18 protein-coding genes and 9 tRNA genes are annotated in these 19,947 nt (G+C 30.5%); 1 reads left to right on the top strand and 26 read right to left on the bottom strand.

Translation table 11 applies throughout. From position 1 onward, the window contains the following. Positions 1-67: 67 nt before the first annotated feature. The 8 genes from yhaM to CD121_RS03360 all read right to left on the bottom strand — a co-directional run bounded on the left by yhaM (position 68) and on the right by CD121_RS03360 (position 9,620). Positions 68-1,009 carry a 3'-5' exoribonuclease YhaM gene (gene yhaM, locus CD121_RS03395; RefSeq protein WP_017638040.1) on the bottom strand — a complete coding sequence of 314 codons (942 nt, stop codon included), beginning with the start codon at positions 1,007-1,009 and terminating at the stop codon, positions 68-70. Continuing rightward, positions 1,009-3,942: an ATP-binding protein gene (locus CD121_RS03390; protein ID WP_126567448.1), complete on the bottom strand. Its 2,934-nt coding sequence runs from the start codon at positions 3,940-3,942 to the stop codon at positions 1,009-1,011. The genes yhaM and CD121_RS03390 overlap by 1 nt, the downstream gene beginning before the upstream one ends. Then, positions 3,932-5,128: a metallophosphoesterase family protein gene (locus tag CD121_RS03385; RefSeq protein WP_017638038.1), complete on the bottom strand. Its 1,197-nt coding sequence runs from the start codon at positions 5,126-5,128 to the stop codon at positions 3,932-3,934. Before CD121_RS03385 ends, CD121_RS03390 begins: the two co-directional genes overlap by 11 nt. A gap of 250 nt (positions 5,129-5,378) precedes the next feature. After that, a complete protein-coding gene (locus CD121_RS03380) occupies positions 5,379-5,723 on the bottom strand; it encodes a YlbF/YmcA family competence regulator (protein ID WP_017638037.1) in 345 nt (114 codons plus the stop codon). Positions 5,724-5,792: 69 nt separating this feature from the next. After that, entirely contained in the window at positions 5,793-6,923 is a 1,131-nt protein-coding gene (locus CD121_RS03375; protein ID WP_029056286.1) for a DUF445 domain-containing protein, read from the bottom strand. 225 nt (positions 6,924-7,148) lie between these two features. Next, positions 7,149-7,613 carry an XRE family transcriptional regulator XdrA gene (gene xdrA, locus CD121_RS03370; protein ID WP_002452105.1) on the bottom strand — a complete coding sequence of 155 codons (465 nt, stop codon included), beginning with the start codon at positions 7,611-7,613 and terminating at the stop codon, positions 7,149-7,151. A 250-nt stretch (positions 7,614-7,863) separates the two neighbouring features. Further along, complete coding sequence (locus tag CD121_RS03365) at positions 7,864-8,487, bottom strand: response regulator (RefSeq protein WP_126567447.1); 624 nt, start codon at positions 8,485-8,487, stop codon at positions 7,864-7,866. Between the two features lie 20 nt (positions 8,488-8,507). After that, complete coding sequence (locus CD121_RS03360) at positions 8,508-9,620, bottom strand: GAF domain-containing sensor histidine kinase (RefSeq protein WP_126567446.1); 1,113 nt, start codon at positions 9,618-9,620, stop codon at positions 8,508-8,510. A gap of 177 nt (positions 9,621-9,797) precedes the next feature. Between CD121_RS03360 and CD121_RS03355 the strand changes: the two genes are divergently transcribed. Continuing rightward, positions 9,798-10,628 (top strand): RluA family pseudouridine synthase, encoded by an 831-nt coding sequence (locus tag CD121_RS03355; protein WP_126567445.1) that lies wholly within the window; start codon positions 9,798-9,800, stop codon positions 10,626-10,628. Between the two features lie 59 nt (positions 10,629-10,687). On the opposite strand, the gene fumC is transcribed toward CD121_RS03355, so the two are convergent. The 18 genes from fumC to CD121_RS03270 form a co-directional block, all read right to left on the bottom strand. Further along, the gene (gene fumC, locus CD121_RS03350) at positions 10,688-12,073 is read right to left on the bottom strand and encodes a class II fumarate hydratase (protein WP_046466851.1); all 1,386 of its coding nucleotides are present in this window, start codon (positions 12,071-12,073) and stop codon (positions 10,688-10,690) included. Between the two features lie 155 nt (positions 12,074-12,228). Further along, positions 12,229-12,621, bottom strand: coding sequence for a hypothetical protein (locus tag CD121_RS03345; RefSeq protein WP_017638031.1), 393 nt, complete (start codon positions 12,619-12,621; stop codon positions 12,229-12,231). Between the two features lie 151 nt (positions 12,622-12,772). Continuing rightward, positions 12,773-12,949, bottom strand: a complete 177-nt coding sequence (locus CD121_RS03340) for an SAS053 family DNA gyrase inhibitor (protein WP_126567444.1) — start codon at positions 12,947-12,949, stop codon at positions 12,773-12,775. A 27-nt stretch (positions 12,950-12,976) separates the two neighbouring features. Next, positions 12,977-13,576 carry a 6-phosphogluconolactonase gene (locus tag CD121_RS03335; RefSeq protein WP_017638029.1) on the bottom strand — a complete coding sequence of 200 codons (600 nt, stop codon included), beginning with the start codon at positions 13,574-13,576 and terminating at the stop codon, positions 12,977-12,979. A gap of 181 nt (positions 13,577-13,757) precedes the next feature. Beyond that, positions 13,758-14,228 carry a tRNA (uridine(34)/cytosine(34)/5-carboxymethylaminomethyluridine(34)-2'-O)-methyltransferase TrmL gene (gene trmL / locus CD121_RS03330; RefSeq protein WP_017638028.1) on the bottom strand — a complete coding sequence of 157 codons (471 nt, stop codon included), beginning with the start codon at positions 14,226-14,228 and terminating at the stop codon, positions 13,758-13,760. Next, positions 14,229-15,359, bottom strand: coding sequence for a tRNA epoxyqueuosine(34) reductase QueG (gene queG / locus CD121_RS03325; protein ID WP_046466852.1), 1,131 nt, complete (start codon positions 15,357-15,359; stop codon positions 14,229-14,231). A 142-nt stretch (positions 15,360-15,501) separates the two neighbouring features. Then, positions 15,502-16,224 carry an amino acid ABC transporter ATP-binding protein gene (locus CD121_RS03320; protein WP_046466853.1) on the bottom strand — a complete coding sequence of 241 codons (723 nt, stop codon included), beginning with the start codon at positions 16,222-16,224 and terminating at the stop codon, positions 15,502-15,504. Then, positions 16,217-17,677: an ABC transporter substrate-binding protein/permease gene (locus CD121_RS03315; protein ID WP_126567443.1), complete on the bottom strand. Its 1,461-nt coding sequence runs from the start codon at positions 17,675-17,677 to the stop codon at positions 16,217-16,219. The genes CD121_RS03320 and CD121_RS03315 overlap by 8 nt, the downstream gene beginning before the upstream one ends. Positions 17,678-17,792: 115 nt before the next feature. Next, entirely contained in the window at positions 17,793-18,857 is a 1,065-nt protein-coding gene (locus CD121_RS03310) for a PTS sugar transporter subunit IIC (protein ID WP_126567442.1), read from the bottom strand. Positions 18,858-19,080: 223 nt separating this feature from the next. After that, positions 19,081-19,163 (bottom strand) — tRNA-Leu (locus CD121_RS03305). A gap of 36 nt (positions 19,164-19,199) precedes the next feature. Then, positions 19,200-19,274, bottom strand: a tRNA-Gly gene (locus CD121_RS03300). 13 nt (positions 19,275-19,287) lie between these two features. Continuing rightward, positions 19,288-19,362: transfer RNA gene (locus CD121_RS12205), tRNA-Gly, on the bottom strand. Positions 19,363-19,375: 13 nt separating this feature from the next. Further along, positions 19,376-19,450 (bottom strand) — tRNA-Gly (locus tag CD121_RS03295). A gap of 12 nt (positions 19,451-19,462) precedes the next feature. Further along, a tRNA-Cys gene (locus CD121_RS03290) sits at positions 19,463-19,536 on the bottom strand. 5 nt (positions 19,537-19,541) lie between these two features. Continuing rightward, positions 19,542-19,613: transfer RNA gene (locus CD121_RS03285), tRNA-Gln, on the bottom strand. 11 nt (positions 19,614-19,624) lie between these two features. Continuing rightward, a tRNA-His gene (locus tag CD121_RS03280) sits at positions 19,625-19,697 on the bottom strand. A gap of 2 nt (positions 19,698-19,699) precedes the next feature. Continuing rightward, positions 19,700-19,773, bottom strand: a tRNA-Trp gene (locus CD121_RS03275). 9 nt (positions 19,774-19,782) lie between these two features. After that, positions 19,783-19,866 (bottom strand) — tRNA-Tyr (locus CD121_RS03270). Positions 19,867-19,947: the final 81 nt, after the last annotated feature.

Below are 19,947 nucleotides of genomic sequence, written 5' to 3'. Positions count from 1 at the left end.
AACAAATATTTATAATTTAAAAAGGTGATGTAGCTCTTCATTGAGCTATATCACCTTTTCTGAACTTCTAATCTAATTGTGTTGGATTGTAAAATTGTCTATTTTCAAGTCCAAAAATTCGTTCTGTAAATTGACCTTTTTCAGTTTTCTTAAATGCTTTTTCAAACATATTCATTTTAGCATCAATATTATCTATGAAAAATAAAATCTCAGCCTCTTTCAAATGAGGCATTTTAGGTGATCCAAATTCTAATTTACCATGATGAGCAAGAATCATATGTCTAAGCAACATTACCTCTTCTCCATCAATACCAAGCTCTTTAGCTGCTTCAGCTACTTCATCACTTGCAATAGAAATATGTCCTAATAAGTTTCCTTCTACAGTATAAGTAGTTGCTACTGGTCCACTAAGCTCTTTTACTTTTCCTAAATCATGTAAAATAATAGCACTATATAAAAGACTTCTATTTAATAATGGATAAATATCGCATATCGATTTAGCAACACGTAACATTGTTAAGACATGATAACTTAAACCACTGGCAAAATTATGATGATGGGAACTTGCTGCCGGATACGTAAAGAAGCTTTCTTGATATTTTTTAATTAAATGTCTTGTTATGCGTTGTAAACTGGCATTCTCAATATCAAGCATATAATGAGAAAGAGCTTCTTGAATTTCTGCTGGTGTCATTGGTGCGCCATCAACAAAATCTTGAGTATTCATATTTTCTTCAGGCGTAGCTAGTCTTATTTGATTTACTTTCATTTGTTTACGACCACGATAATTAATAACATCACCTTTAACATGTACTATTTCTTCAGGTTTTAATGTTTGCATGTCTTCTTTAGTCGCAGTCCATAATTTAGCTTCAATGTCCCCACTCTTATCTTGCAAGAACAGTGTCATATAATCTTTACCTTGAGCTGTTACACCTTGCGTTGCTCTATGAATTAAAAAGAAGTGATTAACCGAATCACCGGGATTTAATTTTTCTACATTTCTCATTATTTCCCGCCTTTCTCAAATTTATTTAAAGTAATCATTTCTTTATTTGGAATGATATTATCATTTGTACATGTAAAGTATAAGACTTGATAATCTTGAGATAATTCTCTTAAATAGTTCAACATTCTTTCTTTACGTGCTTTATCAAAATGTACAAATGCATCGTCCACTATAATTGGGAATGGATAATATGGTTTTAAAACTTTGATTAAACTTATTCTAAGTGCAACATATAATAATTCTTTTGTAGATTGACTTAGTTCTACTGGTTGGAAAATTTGGCCATTTTCATGTTTCACTTGAATTGCCTCTTCTGAGTAATAAATATTTGTATAAGCATGATTAGTAAGATTTTTGAAAATAATAATCGCTTCATTGATGACTTGTGGCAAACGTTTATCTTTAATTTGTTTAATATGCTCATCTACTAAACTTTGTAAGTAGCTTAAACTTGCCCAATCTTTAGCAATATCATTCATTCTATTTTTCAAGCTATGATATTCATGACGTAAATTAGTTAGTGTCGTATCTGTTTCCATATTATTAATTTGCGCATTTAAATCACTAACTTCAGCTTGCATATCAAGATATTGTTCATTATATTGATCTACTTGTTGCGCTAAAAGTTGATTTTCTTCGTTTAATTGTGCGCTAGTTTTTTCACTTAGTTGTGAACTAGATTCATAAGAATAATTTTGATTTTCTAGATATTTAGTTAAATCGTTAAAACGTGTCATTTGATTTGTATAAGTTTGGTAATTTTCATGATGTTGATAAAAAGCTTCTTCATTTGAAACATTTATATGATTAAATAATTCTTTAATCGTATTATTACTTTCATCTAAATGTGAACGTAATTGAGTTAATTCATTTTTAAGTAATTTGCTCTGTTCACTATTTTTATACCATTTCTCATTATTTTCTTCTGCATTTTTTAACCATTGTTTGACATCATGGAAGAATGACATCTTATTGAAATAAGTAAATTGAGATTGAGTTACTGATTCAGCATGATTGTAGAAAGCTTCTATATCATTTACTAGTTGATGTCGTTTGCTATTAAGATCATCTAAATATTGGTCATTTGACTTAATTTGACTCATTGTGCTAATACTTTCAACAATAAGATTATCTGATATTTTAGGTGATAAATGTAACTCTTGTTTAGCTACTTCAATACTATTATTGATTTCTTCTAAACGTTGTTGTGCTTTAGATAATGAACTTTCTATATAGCTTGACTTCTCAGCTAAAACGTCTTTATTTTTCAAAGCGTGTTGCCAATGGTCACGAATACGAAATTGTTCATCTAAATCGAAGTCTAAATTATAATCTTTTTCCAATTCTTGTAATTGATTTTCTAAATCATCAATTTCTTGAGTAATTGTTTCGCTATAATCAACTTCTTTAGATTTCACTAAGAAAATACCTACGATAAATACTACTGTTAAGATTGCAAAAATAATACCAAACAACATATTTTGAGAAATAAATGCAAAGACAGTTAACGCTGCACCTACAATAGCTAATAAAATAAATGCCCATCGTAATATATTCTGGCGTTTATTTTTTCTTTCTTGTTCGAGTTCAAATGTCTCTTTTAATTTTTCATATAAGTTTTCTTTTTCGTTTAATTCAACGATTTGTTGTTTATGTTCTTTTTTCTTCTCGAATGTTTCTTCGGGAACAAGTTGACTTTCTAATTGTTCAAGTTCATTAGTATTCGCACTCTGATCTATTTTATTATCTTCAAGACTTCTTTCTAATTGTTGAATATATGCAACTTGTTCTTGCTTATCCTTCACTTGGTCACTAATGTGACTCTTCATAGCTTCGGAACTATCTACTTGGTGATGCGTTTCATTCCACCCAATATTTGACTGCATACTTTCTTTATCACGTTGTTTATCAGAAATTTCTTTTTCAATAGATCTTAATTCATACTCTTTTTGTTTAATCTCATTTTCTTGTTGATATAAACTATTAAACGCATCAATATCAGATTGTTTTACCGGTTGAAGTGATTGATTTTCTTGTTCAATTTGTGATAATTGTTGTTCTCTTAAATCAATATCTCTTACTAAGGATTGTTTATGAGCTTTAGCAGTTTCATAACGATCGATACCTTTTTCAGGAAAATGTAATGGTTCTATATTAAGTGCTTGTTCAAGTTGTTTCCATTCTTGAGTTTGATCATGTAAAGCTACTTCTTTCTGCTTAGCTTCATGCATTTTAGAGAGTTGATTTAAGTTTTGTTTTAGATTATCAAGTCTTCGAGATGACTTATCTTTTTCATCTACTAATCTATGATAAGTATCTAACTTTGCTTCTTCTTCACGTATTTGTGCTTCTAATTGTTTCAATTGTTCGACTTGTTGATTGATAATTGGATTTTTACCAGATTTTTTATACAATTCGTCTTTTTTTAAGCTGATTGTATCTCTCATACTTGTAAATTCAGTTGAGCCTAACGCACCCGCTTCTAACAAATAATCTTGTAATTGTTTTTCATCTAAATTGCGATGAATATCTTGTAAGCCTAAAACGTCAAAAGAGAAGATACCTTGATACGTTTTCTTAGAAATATAATTCAATTTCTTTTGAAGCCATTCTTCATCTCTAACTGTACCATCTTCTAGATAAACTTTAACGTCACCTTGGGCGCTTCCTTTAATACGTTCAACTTCAACGATACTATTATCATCTAACTGAAGCTTCAGTTTACCGCCATATTGATTACCTAACCTAGGCTCTAAACGAGGTTCTTTAGACTTTTTAGTAGGAAAACCGAATAAAATTGAATGTATAAATGCTTGAATTGTAGATTTCCCAGTTTCATTATCACCAAAAATCTCAGTAAATGACTGATTAAACTCAATTGTACGTTGAACAAATTGTCCATATCCATATATTTCAAGTGATTTAATTATCATTATGTTCACCTCTCATGTCTGCCTTTAATAAATCTTCAGCATGATTAACTAATTCGGTTTTATCAAATGAAGTATAGTCATCTAAATATTTAGATGCTCGTGGATTTAAATATAAATCAGACATAGCTTTATCAAAAACAGAACTGTCATCTAATAGGTCTTTTGAAAACTCTTTGACTAATGGAGGTTCATCATTTGTTGCATATTGGATGTTCAAATCTTCAATAAAGACAAAGTCTTTTTCATGTTCTTCATAGTCTGAAATCATTTCTTCAACTTGTAATACATCTTGAGGAGATAACATCGTTTCACTCTTAATAACGACATTTAATCTATAGAATGCTTTACCTTCATCGCGTACTTTATCTTTAAAAGATTGTATTGCTTCATATAATCCTTGCTTTGTAGTTTGTGTCGTTTCAATTGTAGCTTCTTCAAATTTGATATATTGTGTCGGATAAAATTTAGTTTTTAGTTTTAAATTGTCCCCTTGTATAAGTAGACAACCTTTTTCACCTTTTTCATTAAAATGTCTTCCTTGAATATTACCAGGATAATTAATTACAGGCATATCACTTAACTGTTGGCGTTCATGAATATGACCTAATGCCCAATAGTGATATAATTTATTATTTAAATCTTCTAATCTAAATTCAGTATATCTATCTTTAACTGATGATTTACTATAAGTTCCATGAAGTACACCTATATGTATTCCTTGCTGACCTTGACTTGATGGGAAACTATCAATTTTATTTTCATAGCTTGCCTCATTTTGGTAACTAAAACCATGGATAAAGATTGTTTCTCCATCTTTAGTAATTGCTTGATATGTTTCTACTTGATTTGAGAATACCGAAACATTTTTAGGCCAATTTGATGAAATTTTAGTAGATAATGGATCATGATTACCATGACAAATATAGACAAAAATTTGTTCTTTTTGTAAACGTTCAAACTGTTCTTTTAAAAATACTTCTGCTCGTAATGTACGATTTTCTTTATCAAATAAATCTCCAGCAATAATAATAAAGTCCACTTCTTCTTGTAATGCTAAGTCAACAATTTGTTGGAAACTTTCATACGCGCTTTTTTGTACATCCTCAAAAATTTTAGGACTTAAATGGCTTTTAGATTTAAAAGGACTGTCTAAATGTAAATCCGCACAATGTATAAATTTGACCATAAGCTTTATTCTCCTTATTTAAGACACTTTATAACTGCATTAATTAAAAAATGTAGTTAAAGTTATAAAAACGAATTATCTTTTTAATTATTAAGTTATAACTATTTATAATTTTCCTTTATATCTACTCATTTTACCATATGTGAAACGCTACAGTCGATGCAGAACCACGTTATTAATAAATTACATAAAAATAAGCTACAGTACCTTATCTCAGTACTGTAGCTAGTATAAATCATTACGCGATTAATTAGTCAGCGTAAATTTCATCTAATGGTTTAACGATGATTTGATTGATTTCTTGGAATACTTGGCTCATTTTTTGCTCAGCTTGCATTAAAGCTGAAATGTTTTCATCTTTTTCGATTGCTTGAGCTTGTTCTTGAGCTTTTTGTAAGTCTTCCTCAGGAATTTCTTCACCTTGCATTTGTTTTTGTTGGAAGCTCATTTGAGTTTCACGGAATTCATCAAATAATTTTTTTGATTCTTCATTATCTTTTACTTTAGCGTAAGCATCTTTGATAGCTTTGTATTCATCACTATCTCTTAATGCTTGTTCTAATTGGTTTGCATAATCATATAAATTTACTGCCATTGTTAATTGCACTCCTTTGAGTTAATTTGTGTTTTAACACTCTTCAATAATGTAACACATATTATTTAGTTAGACAAAGATTGCGACTATTCCTTGGAAAATACCTATTATTCCTCCAAGTATGAATCCTAAAGACATAATTAATTTTAACTCTTTATTAGCTATATCTATAATAATTTTTTCAATATAGTCTAAATCAAACGTATTAATCTGATCTTCTATAAGTTGTCTTAAATTAATTTTACGCATTATAGTTGATAAGTTACTTGATAACTGGTCGATAATTATCATAGTGAGTTTACCTGACAATTCATTTTCTAAATATTTAATGAATTGAGGTGCCAAGTCTTTTATTGGTTGTCTTGCTTTATCATGCAAATTGAAATGTGTGATGATTAATGTAGAGGTTGTTGTTGCCATTTGTTTAAATTGATGATTTGCTACTAACTCACCTAATCGTTTATTTTTGAATGTTTCAACTTCATTTTTTATAACTTGCTCAATAATGCTTTTAGCTTTTGGATGTCTTGTCAAACGAATTAATTCTTGTTGAATACGATCAGCAATGCTTTCTCGTGTCATGAACATTTGTAATAAGCCTATTATCTTACCTTTTTCATTAAAGAAAGTATCTAACATTTCATTTATATCACGAGTTCCTTTAGGTGATGATAAATAAACACGTGCACGGTCACAAATTAAATCCCCTACTTCATCTAACCTCTCATCAACAAGATTAATTAATTCTTGGGGCACGATATCTTTGATAGCTTTTTGCTGATTGGATTCATAATATTGATTCAGTATCTTTTCTACTTTGGCTGGCATTTGATGATCAATGACATCATCTATATTAAAATCAAATTTATTAGCAATATTATAAATAGTCATATCATCAGACTTCAATTGAGTTAATTGATTCATAATCATTTCATTTATCGCATCTTTAGCTTGTCCATCATTCAACTTTTGTCTGATAAGCTCCTCAGTGAGTAAATGTTCTTCTATGACTTGTCCAATTTTATTAGCAATTTCATCTCTTCTTTTTGGAATTAAACCAGGTGTGAATGGAATACGCATTTTAAAAATATAATACGGATTAAATGGATGAAACAACATTTTTATCGCAATAACATTAGTTATACCACCAATAATAGCACCGACTACCATCATAAATAAGATGATAAATAAAGCATGCATGACAAAGACTCCCTTCTTTTTGAAAATCATGATTCATTATAGCATGTTACTGATTTAATTAGAGTTAATTAAAATTATTAACAACTTACAGGTTATATAAATAAAAGCCTAAGTCTTCATAATCGATGACCTAGGCTAATATGTATAACGAATAACTAAAACATCTTCTAAATTATTCCAAAGTGATTAAATCATTTTAAGATTCTACTGTCACTTTTACAGAAATTAAATATGAACTAACTCTTCTTTAGCATTTCTATTGAAATAAGTTTCTGCTTCTCTCATTTTTGAAGTACCAAAAATAGGTTGTTTTTCAGGATTTAACACACGATAAATATTGCTTACTTTATTACTTTGTAAAATATAACCGCTTCTAGTTTCGATTGTATTCCAATAAATATCACTAGTAGTTGAGTGATTTGGGTAAGCACAGTGGTTTCTAGAAATAGTTTGAACGATTTCTAAAGGGTCACAACCAAATGTACTATTCAATACATCAGAATCTCTAAACAAAGCACAAATAGAAACACATGTTGTCCAATTAGGTAATACGCGTTCTTTTTCTATTTGAACTAGTGTTTTCTTTGAAAGTCCAATTGTTTGAGCCATTGTATCTTGTGTATATCCTGCTTCTATACGAACCATTTTAAATTTTGTTTGAATTAAATCTGTAAAACTCTGTCTATCCATTCTATTATCTACCTTTCTTGAAAAGAATTTATATCCGGACACAAGAAATTGCAATTATACACATTTCTTGAAACACAAATTACATCTTAATATATTTTTAAAGAAAATAAAAGAGTCAATTTAGTTTTATCGGTATTTTTATTAAAGGCAAAATTATCAAAATAATTAAACTTTTAACAATATTGATAGTTAGAAAGTTATTTTTACATTAAAAATTGAGCTTGATTTTTAGTGGTTAAAATTACATTTATTAAATCAATTTATTTTCCATAGCATATATTGCTGCTTGTGTACGATCGTTCACTTGTAATTTACTAAATATATGACTAACATGAGTTTTTATAGTTTTTTCTGATACAAATAATGTATTCGCGATTTCTTTATTTGTTTTTCCTTTGACCATTTCTTTCAATACTTCAGTTTCTCTTTTAGATAACTTATTAGTAAAATGTGGTTTTGTACTCATAGTATCAATTACACGTTTAGCATTGGGATGAATGATTTTTTCTCCGTCAAGCACTTTATGAATTGTTTCTATAAGTTTCTGAGGTTCTACATCTTTCATTTCATATCCATCTGCACCTTTTTCTAATGCTGATATCACGTGTTCATCATCTACATAGCTAGTTAACACTAAAATTTTGATATTGGGATAATGTTTCTTTAAATATTCTGTAATTTCAATACCATTCATATCTGGCATTACTAAATCTAGCAAAACGATATCTGGTAATTCATTTTCTTCTAAATAATGTATAAATGATTTTCCTTCAGCAAATCCTTGAATTACTTCAATATCATTTACAGTAGATAATAAAAATTCTAAACCTTGTCTCACAATATGATGATCATCAACTAATATAATTTTATACATAGTTATACTCCCTTAAAAACTTAATTCAAAGGTATTTCAATTTTAATACGCGTACCTTTATTTATTTTTGATTCTATTTGTAATTGTCCTTTTAATAAATCAGTTCGTTGTTGAAGATGCTTAAGACCATTTGAAGTGTCTTTGGATTGATGATTATTATCAAAGCCTTTGCCTTCATCTTGAACAATTACAATAAGAGTTTCTTTAGTTTGTTTTAATATTAATTCCACATCTTTAGTATTAGCATGTTTTCTTACATTATTTAAACATTCCTGTACCATGCGATAAACATTTTCCTCTACTAGATTAGATACATCTACTAATCCGTCCACATGTACAGTTAAATTAAGTTGTAGTACATTACTATATTGATTCAAAGCTTGTAACATACCTTGTTCTAATCCGACCGGTTTTAATTGCCATATAAGTGCACGCATTTCATTTACGGCATTTTGACTCGTTTCTTCAATCGTTTTAAACGCTTTTTTAGATATTTCTTCATTTGATATCTCATAAGCTGCATGGGCAGTTAACTTTAATGAAAATAACATTTGATTTACCGAATCATGTAAATCTCGAGCCAATCTATTTCTTTCATTTATTCGAGCATTTTCTTTTTCTCTATCAGTAAGCATAATCCGTTTTATTGCTGAGCCTATTTGAAAAGCAACAGATTCTAGTAATGCTAAATCTTCTTCGTTGTAACGAACTTTATGTGGTGTCGCAACGTTTAATAAACCAAATTGTTCTTCCCCAGATCTTAATGGTACAGTCGCATGATGTGTGATACCATCTGTTTCTTCATGGTGTGCACGATTCGCTAAATTAATTCTAGAACAATTAATAATATTAGATGCTTTTGTTAATTTTCCATTATGATATGATCTCACACACCAACATGAACCATTTGTCATATAATGACATTGATTATTTGATAATGCTCCAGGTAAATTTATGCTCGATACTAATTCGTGATTACCCGCTTCATCAATAAAGAAAATCCAACCCGTTGTAAAATCGCTGCCCTCAATTAAATATTGAATTGCTCCTTGCATCATACTATACACTTCTGTTTCTTCATTTAAAAATTCAGCAATTTCTTTAAGGAGTGCTAAACGTGTTGGTTTTTCCATAGTTACCTCCGATTTTAATTTATATATCTATTCTATTATAGCGTTTAAGTTTATATAAACAAACATATCACCAAATTCTTTAAATTATCAATTAGTTAAAGGACTCTGATTTCAATTAATTTTATATTGCTGTCATATATTTTGTGATATGATAAATAGTAACTATAGGAGGATTTTATGAAATTTACAATACCTGAAAATTATGATCAATATACATTGAGAGAGATTTTCCAAGATTTGAAGTTACCTAAGAAGGACTTACATTTATTAAATATGTCTAAAGAAATCACTATTAATAACGAAGCTAGCCAATTATCTAATAAAGTACATACAGGTGATCATATATTTATACCTACACCTGATGAGAAAAGTAATTATTTACCTAGTTATCGTTATGCACAAGTTTTTTATGAAAATCATGATTTTGCAATCGTCCTAAAACCTAAAGGTGTCAAAACGCATCCTAATGACTTAAAAGAAAGTAATACATTAATGAATCATGTTATATATACGATTGACAGCAAATATGTTGAACCTATTCATAGATTGGACCAAGAAACGGTTGGTTTATTAATTGTAGCTAAAAATCCTATAATGAAGAAAATACTAGATAGAATGCTTGAAGAAAATCAAATCACACGAATTTATAAAGCGCATGTTAAAGCGTTATTACCAGTTAAACCACAAACTATCGATAAACCAATCGGTAAAGACAAATTCCATCCAAATAAGAAACGTATTTCTAATACTGGACAACGTGCTATTACTCATATACTTTCATCAAATATGATTAAAGAAAATGTTTGTGAATTAGAAATCAAATTAGATACTGGTCGAACTCATCAAATTCGTGTTCATTTGGCTGAAATTGGACATCCTGTTATTGGTGATCCATTATATGGTGATTCAACTTTAAGACAATTGGAATTACACAGCTACAAAATTGAGCTGCAACATCCTTTTACTAAGGAATTCATTTCAGTTAGTTTAGATGACGATATCTCATAAATAAAAGCTAGGTTGATTATTAATATAATTCAACCTAGCTTTTTGAAATTTTTATACCTCTAATGTGGATCTACCATATCTTCTGGTTTAATCCATTCTTCAAATTGTTCTTCAGTTACATGGCCTGACTGTATTGCTGATTCTTTAAGCGTTAATCCTTCTTTATGTGCTTTTTTAGCAATTTGAGCTGCTTTTTCATAACCAATATGAGGATTTAATGCAGTAACTAACATTAATGATTGATTTAAATAATTATTGATGTTTTCTTCTATAGGTTCAATTCCAACTGCACAATTATCATTAAATGTTTGCATACCATCTGCAAGTAAATAAATTGATTGTAAAGTATTGTGTAAAATAACCGGTTTAAATACATTTAATTCAAAGTTACCTTGAGAACTTGCAATTCCGACTGCAGTATCATTACCCATGACTTGAACAGCTACCATAGTTAACATTTCACATTGTGTTGGATTAACTTTACCCGGCATAATTGAAGAACCTGGTTCGTTTTCTGGTATAGAAATTTCAGCTAAACCAGCTCTTGGACCTGAAGCTAACCATCTAACGTCATTAGCTATTTTCATTAAATCTGCTGCTAATGCCTTAAGTGTTCCATGTAATTGGACAACTTCATCGTGTGCTGTTAAAGCATGGAATTTATTTTCAGAAGATACGAATTCATAACCAGTATTTTTTGAAATAAATTTAGCAACTTTATCTCCAAATTCTGGATGTGCATTAATTCCTGTACCTACTGCTGTACCACCAATAGCTAAGTTTAATATATGTTTTTTAGATTCACTTAGTAATGTTTCACATTTATCTAACATGTATCTCCAACCGCTAATTTCTTGGCCTAATTTAATTGGTGTAGCATCTTGTAAATGTGTACGTCCGATTTTTATGATAGATTCAAATTCATCTTCTTTTTGTTTGAATGTTTGACGTAAATTTTTCAATGCAGGTTCTAATTTAGTTTCAACTTCGTGATACAAAGCGACATGCATTGCAGTAGGAAATGTATCATTAGAACTTTGTGATTTATTAACATCGTCATTAGGATGAATTGATTCATCGCTATTATGTTCTTTTAAATATTCATTAGCTACATAACTTACAACTTCGTTAACGTTCATATTACTTTGAGTACCGCTTCCTGTTTGCCATACTACTAATGGAAAGTGTTCGTCCAACTCACCATTTAAAATTTTATCGCATGCATATACGATAGCGTCTTTTTTAGCATCACTAAGTTTACCTAATTCATTATTAGCTAATGCAGCACCTCTTTTTAATTGTGCAAAACCATATACTACTTCAATAGGCATTTTTTCTTTACCTACTGGGAAATTACGTTTACTTCTTTCTGTTTGCGCACCCCAATATTTATCTGCAGGTACTTCAATTTCTCCAAATGTATCATGTTCAATACGTACTGACATTTTATTCTCCCCTTATTTATATTGTTTGATACCAGTATATCACTATTTAAATTACCTTATCAATTTAGAACTAAACCGTTTACATAATAAAATTTTACAAAAAAATCTAGCTTTAACAATTTTATTTAACTGATAAAACTAGACTTTATTATTCTTTATTGAAATTTTTGTTTTGTTGCTTGAACAGTAGCAATTGCAGTTAAAATATACAATATCGCACTTAAAATAACTGTAACTGGACTTATTTGAATTAAAATTCTCAAGAAGCCTGTTAAACCATTATAAAAATCATTTAATGTGTAGTATAAAATTCCAGTTATAGCTAAACAACAAATTACACTTATAATGATTCCAGATTGATTACTCTTAATAAAAGTTTGCGCATTGACATCATCAATTAAGCCATTTGAAAGATTCAATTGCAATTGCACGATTTTGAATAATAATGGTAAATATAATGCGCCAAGTGCTAATGGAAATGCTTTAATTGATATTAAACTTATAATGACCGTAGCTATCATTAAATGTTTCCAATACTTTCCTAACATACACGTTCTCCTTATATATATGACTATTCAATATCATATCATAATATAAGTAGATATTTTATGCATTTTTGAAATACAAATTGTAAAAATATCATACAATTAATAAAAGCGCTTGTAGTAGACTATGCTAATACAAGCGCTTGATTAATGATTATTCTTCTAAATCAGAACGAACATCTGAATCATGTGATTGGTTTAATTTATCTTCATCATTTTCCTCAGAAATTTGTTCCATTTCTTTACCTAAATCTTTTAAATCATCTAAATCAGTTACCATAGCATTTTCTTCTTCATGATAATTAGTTTTAGAATCTTTATTTTGTATCATACATAGAACCTCTTTTTCACTTAGTAATTAAGCAAAGCGAGCAGTGAAGTATTCTTTAACATCTTCAGGTAATCCAGCCGCTGCTTCTTTATCTAAAATAACGTTAACCATGCGATGAGCTTTTAAATCTGCTGGTTCATAATTAGACTTACCATTTTCATTATATAATTTTTCAACTACTTCGCGTTTATTGCTACCAGTAACAACTAAGAAAATTTCACGCGCTTCTAATAATCCTTGTCTTACGCTTACATCAAGGTTGCCATTCTCATCAATAGAAACTACTTGTAACACTAATTTACCTTTATTTTCTTTTGTTTTAATTTTATCAGAAATAAATTCATTAGCATCTTGATTATAAGATAATGAATAAATTTGGCTTTGAGGTACGCCTAAAGCTTCATAGTATGATTTATTTTCATCATAATCTAAAATGTTAATTTGACTAAAATCAACTGCATGTAACTCAACGTTCTTTTTAAGTTCATCTAATACAGGTGCATGGTCTTTAGTTAAGTGAACACCAGCGATAGTCATAGGATTGTTGTTAAACTGTTTTCTCAAAATGTCTGCTGTATATTCAGCTACTCTTTGTTTATCTTCGAATACTTTAAAGTTCATTGCCATTTTAAAATACACTCCTCTTAGTTTGCTATACATAGAATAGTATGGTTAATATTAATTCATTTATACCCTTATTATATTTAGGTTAAACTAACCTATGTTTATTGAATATTATTTTCTCATCAATAAATATAACATGTTGATATAATATCCTTCATCTACTTTGAACTTAATCTATCATTTTTTAAGATAAATCAGGGAAAGATTGTTGTCTTAAAGCTTCATAAATAAGTAATGCTGCCGTGTTAGAAAGATTTAATGATCTAATTTTATCACTCATAGGTATACGTAATGCTGTTTCTTGATATTTTTCTTTAACCCAATCCGGTAACCCAGTTGTTTCTCTTCCGAAAATAAAGTAATGATCGTGACTTGTATCTGAAAAATCAAAATCACTATATGTTTGTTTACCAAATTTAGTAAGTAAATAATAATCTCCTTCAGTTTCATCAAAAAATGATTCTATATTTTCATGGTATGTAATATTAACATGTTCCCAATAATCTAATCCTGCTCTTTTTAACATTTTATCGTCAGTACTAAACCCTAAAGGTTTAATTAAATGTAAATGTGTATTGGTACCTGCACACGTTCTAGCAATATTGCCAGTATTGGCAGGTATTTCAGGTTGAAATAAAACAATGTGATTTGTCATTTATTTTTCTCTCCTCATTTCCAAGCCTTTCTTCATTTCAACTTGGACTTCTTCTAATTCATCATGATAATGTGTTTGAATAAATTCACGCGCATTTTCACCATCAATTTGTCCAATTGCCCAAAATGCTGTTCCTCTTATCATAGGTCTTGGATCATTTAATGCTACTTCTTTTAACTCAGGTATAGCACTTTCTTCATTAAAATGTGCTAAAGCTAAAATAGCATTACGTTGAATTGGTTTTTTTCCTCTCCAAGCCCCTGCTAAATGCCCATATGTTGCTTTAAATTCTTTATTACTCATTTGTAATAATGGTATTAATCGAGGTTTCAATATTTCTGGTTCTAAAACTATATCATCATGTTGCGTATTGATTCCTTTATTTTTTGGACAAACTTGTTGGCATGTGTCACAACCATATAAGCGATTACCTATTTTATATCTATATTGATCATCTAAATACCCTTTTGTTTGCGTTAAGAAGCTAATACATTTTTGACTATTTAATTGACCATTACCTACTAATGCTCCAGTGGGACATCTATCAACACAAATAGTACAGTCACCACAACTATCAATTAATGGATCATCAGGTTCAAATGGAATACTAACAAGCATTTCTCCTAAATAAGTCCACGTACCTAAATCTGGATTAATTACAAATCCATTTCGTCCTACAAATCCTAAACCAGCTCGTTCTGCAACCGCTCTATCAGATAATACACCAGTATCTACCATAGATTGAATCTCAACATCTGGAACAACTGATCTTATATACTCACTTAGTTGATCGAGTCGCTTTCTCATAATTGTATGGTAGTCTTGTCCCCAAGAAGCTCTTGCAAACATACCACGTCTATCACCACGAACACTTTTAGGTGCACCTTTAAGTTTATTTGGATAGCCTACAGCAATTGCAATAATGGATCTTGCAGTTGGTAAACTTAATTTGGGTTCAGTCCTTAGTGCAATGTCAGACTCTTCAAAACCAGATGCATATCCCTTAGCATGATAGTCTTCTAGTTTTTGTTTTAATTCGTCAAAAGGATCGGCAGTAGTAAAACCTATACTGTCGATACCAATAGTATGCGCATAATCAATGATATCTTGTTTTAACTGCTTTACATCCAAAATTTTGCCCCCACAATAAAAATATACTCTTGTTATTCTAACATATCAGTAATTAATGATGTATGTATCAGATTTAAAAAACAAGCAAACACACAAAATGTTCACTTGTTTATTGACAAATTATATATTATTTTTCATATAGTTATAAAACTCTTGCTAAGAAATTTTGAGTTCTTTCATTTTGTGGGTGTTCAAATAGTTCGTTGGGTTTACCAGATTCTACTACCACTCCGTCAGCCATAAATATTACTTTATCACTTACCTCTTTAGCGAATCCCATTTCATGTGTAACCACAACCATAGTCATACCTTCTTTAGCTAGATCTTTCATTACTTTTAATACATCACCAACAACTTCTGGATCTAGGGCTGAGGTAGGTTCATCAAATAGCATAACATCCGGTTGCATTGCTAATGCACGTGCAATAGCAACTCTTTGTTTTTGTCCGCCTGACAACTGACTTGGATATACTTCGGCTTTTTCTTTTAAACCCACTTTTTCAAGTAATTCCAAAGCTTGATTATTCAACTTATTTAACTCTCTCTTTTTTAAAAGTTTTGGAGCTAATATGATATTATCTTTAACCTTTTTATGTGGAAATAAATTAAAATTTTGGAATACCATACCTATTTTCTGGCGTAACTGGTCTAATTGTATACCTTTATGCGTTAAATCATTACCTTCAAAAATAACTTGTCCTTTAGTTGGTATTTCTAGTAAATTCATACATCTCAGTAATGTACTTTTCCCACTACCAGAGGGTCCAATAATTGCTACAACTTCTCCTTGCTGTATTTCTAAATTAATGTCTTTTAAAACTTCATTATTACCAAATTTCTTATTTAAGTTTTTAATTTTAATCACTGGCCATCATTCTCCCCTCTATAAAATTCATGATTCGTGATAAAGTAAATGTAAGAATAAAGTACATACCTGCTGCTATTAATAATGGTGTGAAAGGATCAAATGAAATACCTTGAACAACTTGAGCATTAAACATTATTTCACCTACACCAATTGTAGATACAATTGATGATTCTTTTATTAATGTGACAAATTCATTACCAAGAGCAGGTAGAATATTTTTAATTGCTTGAGGCATAATGACCGATTTCATTGTTTGATTGTAACTTAAGCCTAAACTACGAGCTGCTTCAGTTTGTCCTTTGTCGATTGAATTAATACCTGCACGAAATATCTCTGCTATATATGCTGAAGCGTTAATGACTAACGCAATGATTCCACAAATTAACGCAGAAATATCTAGTCCAAGTGCTGCGGTAGTACCAAAAAATACTATAAAAACTTGTACTAATAGTGGTGTTCCTCTTAAAAATTCAATGTAAATTGATGCCAACCAAGATAAAGGTTTAATTTTGCTTAATTTCATAAGCGCAATAAAAGCTCCTAAAATAGCTCCTAACACTACCCCAATAATTGAGATTAAAATCGTATTTTTTATACCTTTAATGAAAAAGCTTTTATATTTTGTATAAAAATTACCATCATCTTGCATATCTTTTGATGCTTGAGTCATATATTGATCTATTAAATGTTTATCATTGACTTCATCGATAGTTTGATTAAGCTTTCTTAATAAAATGGGAGAATTTTTAGGAAGCGCAATACAAGTGGGTTTCTTTTCTTCATTAAATGTCACATCTGAAAAAGCAAGTTCTGGATTTTGTTTTATGTATGCTTCTGCTACCGGCTTTTCTAAAATAGCTCCATCTGCTTTATTGCTTTTGACAGATAATATTGTTTCAGGCAATTTATTTAAAGAAGTCACGTCAGCATTTTCTATCTCTGTTTTTGCTATTTTTTCTTGATCTGTACCCTTTTGGACAGCAATTCTTTTATTTTTAAAATCGTTAATATCTTTTAAATGACTCTTTTCTTTTTTCTTAACCAACATAATATTATTAGTCATCATATAAGGCTTTGTAAAATTTACTTCTTTTTCACGTTCAGGGGTTGTTGTCATTCCTGAAATGATAATATCAATTTTTCCTGTTTTTAATGCACCTAGTAAACTATCAAATTGCATATTAATAATCTTTAATTTCAAATGATTATCTTTAGCTATCTTTTTGGCTAGTTCAATATCAACACCAGCATATTCAGTTTTACCGTTTATATTCTTTTCAAATTCCATTGGTGCGTAATCTGCTGATAGACCAACACGCAATACGCCACTTTCTTTGATTTTTTTCCAATGTTCGTCGTTTTCTTCAGCATGAGTATTGTTTTGAGTATTTGTCAATAATGAACCTACAAGGATTATAAATACCAAAAATACTTTAATAATATATTTCATTAAAGCATCCCTCCTTTTTAATATTCATTATTATACAAATTTATACATTAATATGCAATATAAATTTTTAAATACATAAAAAAAGCATAGCCATTAGGCTACACTTTAAGCAAATTTATTCTTTTGGAATTTCAAATTTATATATTTCATCATTATAAGAGTATATAAATTTTTTGCATAATTCATGGACTACAAATCCACTTATGAAAGGAACTATAAAGTATCCAACAAATAATAATATAATATTAGTCATTTGGTCACCAGACATACGATTTAATGCATTAATAGGTCCAACTAAGCCTGTATATCCAAATCCAGCTGAAAGTGGCGTCCCTTTAATTCCAATCAAATACGCAGTTATACTAGTCACTATTCCGTTAATTATCAATGGTACTGCAATAATTAAGTGTTTTAAATAAACAGGAATCATCATTTTTGCTGCTCCAATTAATAATACTAAATTAACCCCAATAGAATTTATTCTTAATGAACCAAATAAAAATGTTACGCATGCAGCTACAATTCCCATATTAGCAGCACCACTTCCCAAACCAGTTAAACTAATAGCAGTGGCAATTGCTACTAATGAAATAGGTGTTACCATCAATAAAGAGAAAGTTACGCTTATTAAAATTGACATAGTTAAAGGATTCAAATCAGTAAATGAATTAATAACTTTACCAATAGTATGAGTGATAATTTGAACATAAGGTAATGTAATGAGTCCTATTGTTCCACTGACTACCGGAATTAAAACAGGTAAAATAATCATTTCGAAAGATCCCAATTTACCTTGAAGAATTAAATATAAAAAACATGCTATAATCACGACTAAAATAATATTAATAATATCTCCAATACCTTTTAACATGATAGTCTGACCATCAAAAACAATTGCCCCTGACCCTAACATAGCAGAAGCTCCTATTATCGCTGCTCCTGATCCATTAAATTTAAATTGATGCGCAGCAAGTACACCAACAATAAAAGCCATGAATGATTGTACTACAGTAACAAGTCTAAAAATACTTTCAAGCAGCTCGTTACCATCTTTAAAAAATTTCAACAATTCACCAAGTAAAGCATTTGGCAATAATGCAATGACTACTCCTGCCCCTACTGCATTTAAAATATTACTAAAAAAACTTTTACTACCCATTTTCGAGCTAGTATTACTCATTATAGACCTCCAATTAATAATGTTAGAATTATCATATTATAAAACTCTTTCTACTACAATCACACTTTTTAACAAAGATAAGACAATATTTTTAAACGTTTTAAATTCTTCAAATCATTAGTATTTATTCCTCTATTCTTTAAAATATCTAAAAGTATAAAAAAAGAGTGAAAACATTGGTTGAACAACATTTTCACTCACAATACATAAGGTATTTATATAATACCGGCGGTCGGGATCGAACCGACACTCCAAAAAGGAACGGGATTTTGAGTCCCGCGCGTCTGCCAATTCCGCCACGCCGGCTCAATATAAAGAAAAAACTTCCCACTTGGAAGTAATTGGAGCGGAAGATAGGACTTGCACCTATACCTCATTCCGGGAAGGAATGTGTTCTGAGAGTTGAACTACTCCCGCTTAATATAAAATTTGGAGCGGAAGATAGGACTTACACCTATACCTCGTTCCGGGAAGGAACGTGTTCTGAGAGTTGAACTACTCCCGCTTAATATAAAATTTGGAGCGGAAGATAGGATTTGCACCTATACCTCGTTCCGGGAAGGAACGTGTTCTAAGAGTTGAACTACTCCCGCTTAATATAAACCTGGAGGCGGCAACCGGATTTGAACCGGTGATAAAGGTTTTGCAGACCTCTGCCTTACCACTTGGCTATGCCGCCAATAACTGGGCTAGCTGGATTCGAACCAGCGCGTGACGGAGTCAAAGTCCGTTGCCTTACCGCTTGGCTATAGCCCATTAATAATAAGGGCGGTTGAAGGGAATCGAACCCTCGAATGTCGGAACCACAATCCGATGCGTTAACCACTTCGCCACAACCGCCATGGCAGGGGCAGTAGGAATCGAACCCACACCAAAGGTTTTGGAGACCTCTATTCTACCGTTGAACTATGCCCCTATTTAAATATGGTGGAGGGGGGCAGATTCGAACTGCCGAACCCGAAGGAGCGGATTTACAGTCCGCCGCGTTTAGCCACTTCGCTACCCCTCCAAGAGATGGTGCCGGCCAGAGGACTTGAACCCCCAACCTACTGATTACAAGTCAGTTGCTCTACCAGTTGAGCTAGGCCGG

The organism is Staphylococcus pasteuri (genome assembly GCF_003970495.1).
GTDB classification, from domain to species: Bacteria; Bacillota; Bacilli; order Staphylococcales; family Staphylococcaceae; genus Staphylococcus; species Staphylococcus pasteuri.
The sequence above is the reverse complement of the archived record's forward strand: the minus strand, read 5'-3'. Positions and strand labels throughout refer to the sequence as shown.